A 1,953-nucleotide genomic window follows, 5' to 3' on the forward strand; every position below is an offset into this window, starting at 1 on the left:
CCGGCGACGACGTGGGCGAGCTCGCGGGCGCCGATCGACCGCTCGACGGGCGCGCCGTCGTCGCCCACCACCCGGATCGCGGTGCCGATGCGACCGCCGAGGCGCACGAGCAGGAAGTCGGTGCCGACCGCGCCGAACCGCAGCTCCGCGTCGGCGACCAGGTCGGCGTCGTCGAACACGTGCACGGGCAGGGCGAGGTCGTCGGCCAGACGCGGCCCGAGGCCGAGGAGAGCGGGCGATCCGGACGGGGCGCCGATGCCGATGCCGAGCGGGGCGCTGCTCGCACGCCCCGCCAGGTCGACGGCGAGGGCGGCGATCGCGGTGGCCGGATCCGCGTCGTCCAGCGCGAGGTCGGCACGGTGGTCGATGCGGCCGTCGGGGGTCGCGAGGGCGCCGGTGATCCGTCCGGGAGTGCTGAGGTCGAGGGCGATCACCTGCACGGCGCGCTGGTCGAACTCGAGCATGACGGCCGGCTTCCCCGGACGGGCGTCCTGGCTCATGCCGCTCTCGCGGATCACGCCGTCGTCGAGCAGGTCGCGCACGACCTCGGAGATCGTGGGCCGGGCGAGCCCGGTGAGGCGGGACAGGTCGGCGCGGCTCGCCGCCGCGTGCTCCATGAGGGTGCGCAGCACGAGGGCGCGGTTGCGTACACGGATGGCGCGAGCGTGGGTGGGCGCCGAGACTCGTGCCCGGTCGCCGGGGCGCTCTAGGATCTGGGGGTAGTGCACGTCGTTCCTCCCCGCTCCGCCCGGACGACTAAGTTTAATGAATAAACTAACTGGGTCGAGCGTACGGAGCGCCGTGCGCGCTGTCAATCACCGCACCCACCCCCGGGGGACCGTGAGCATGTTCACCACCGACGACGCGCTGGACACCCAGGCCGCCGTCCGCCGTGCGAACCTGCGCCGAGCCCTGCAGCTCGTGTTCCAGGCGTCTGGCACCCAGACCCGCGCCGGCATCGCCCGGGCGACCGGGCTCACCGCCGCCACCTCCTCCTCGCTCGTCGCCGAGCTGATCGACAGCCGGCTGGTGGTCGAGGGCGAGCAGGCCGTCAGCACCGGCGGCAAACGCGCCACCACCCTGAGCGTCGACGGCGCCCACCACCTGATCCTCGTGCTCGTCGTGCAGCCCACCAGCGCGCACGTCGCCCTCGTCGCGCTCGACGGGACCGCGCTCGACGCACGCACGGTCGCCTACACCCCCGCGACGCGCGACCGCGTGCTCGACGACACGGTGGCCGAGGCGGCGGCCCGCTTCGGCGCCCGGCTCCTCGCCGTCGGCGTGCAGCTGCCCGGCACCACCGACGGGCGGACCGTGCTGGAGAGCGTGCAGCTCGAGTGGCAGGACGTGCCGCTGGCCGAGCGGTTCGAGGCCATCGCGGGCGCGCCCGTGCTGCTGCTCAACGACGTCGACGCGGAGGCCATCGCCGAGGCCGGGATGGACGAGACGCCGTCGGGCTACCGGCTGTTCGTGCACCTCGGCGGCGGAGTCGGTGCGGCGGTCACCCTCGACGGCGAGCTCGCCCCGGGGCCGCGCGACCGTGCGGGCGAGATCGGGCACGTGCAGGTCGTGTTCGGAGACGCCGCGCGCCCGTGCCGGTGCGGCCAGCGCGGGTGCCTGGAGTCCGCCGCCGCGCTCGGGCCCATGCTGGGCGAGGACTTCACCGACGAGCTCGACCTCCCGGCCGTGCGCGCCCTCGTCGCCCGCGCCGACCAGGGGCAGATCGACGAGGGTGCCCGTGCGCTCGCCCGTGCGGTCAAGCTGATCAGCGCCCTGCTCGACCCGATCGAGGTCGTGATCGGCGGACCGGCGACCGAGCTGGGACCCCGGTTCCTGGAGCGCGTGCGGGAGGAGTCCGGCTATCCGGCGCGGGGCACCCAGCAGCCGCCCATCCGCTACGCCGACCCCCGGGTCCCGCTCTCCGCCGGTGCCGCGCAGGCCGCGCTCACCGCC

The 1,953-nt window shown here is 75.1% G+C and carries 2 protein-coding genes; one reads left to right on the forward strand and one right to left on the reverse strand.

The window, feature by feature from the left end; translation table 11 throughout:
* The coding region (locus DW309_RS00090) for an ROK family transcriptional regulator (protein ID WP_136044166.1) at positions 1 to 728 on the reverse strand (728 nt) is incomplete at its 3' end.
* Positions 729 to 846: 118 nt separating this feature from the next.
* Between DW309_RS00090 and DW309_RS00095 the strand changes: the two genes are divergently transcribed.
* The coding region (locus tag DW309_RS00095) for an ROK family protein (protein ID WP_136044167.1) at positions 847 to 1,953 on the forward strand (1,107 nt) is incomplete at its 3' end.

Origin of the sequence: Microbacterium sp. K41, from assembly GCF_004794395.1 — a bacterium.
Classification (GTDB): domain Bacteria; phylum Actinomycetota; class Actinomycetes; order Actinomycetales; family Microbacteriaceae; genus Microbacterium; species Microbacterium sufflavum.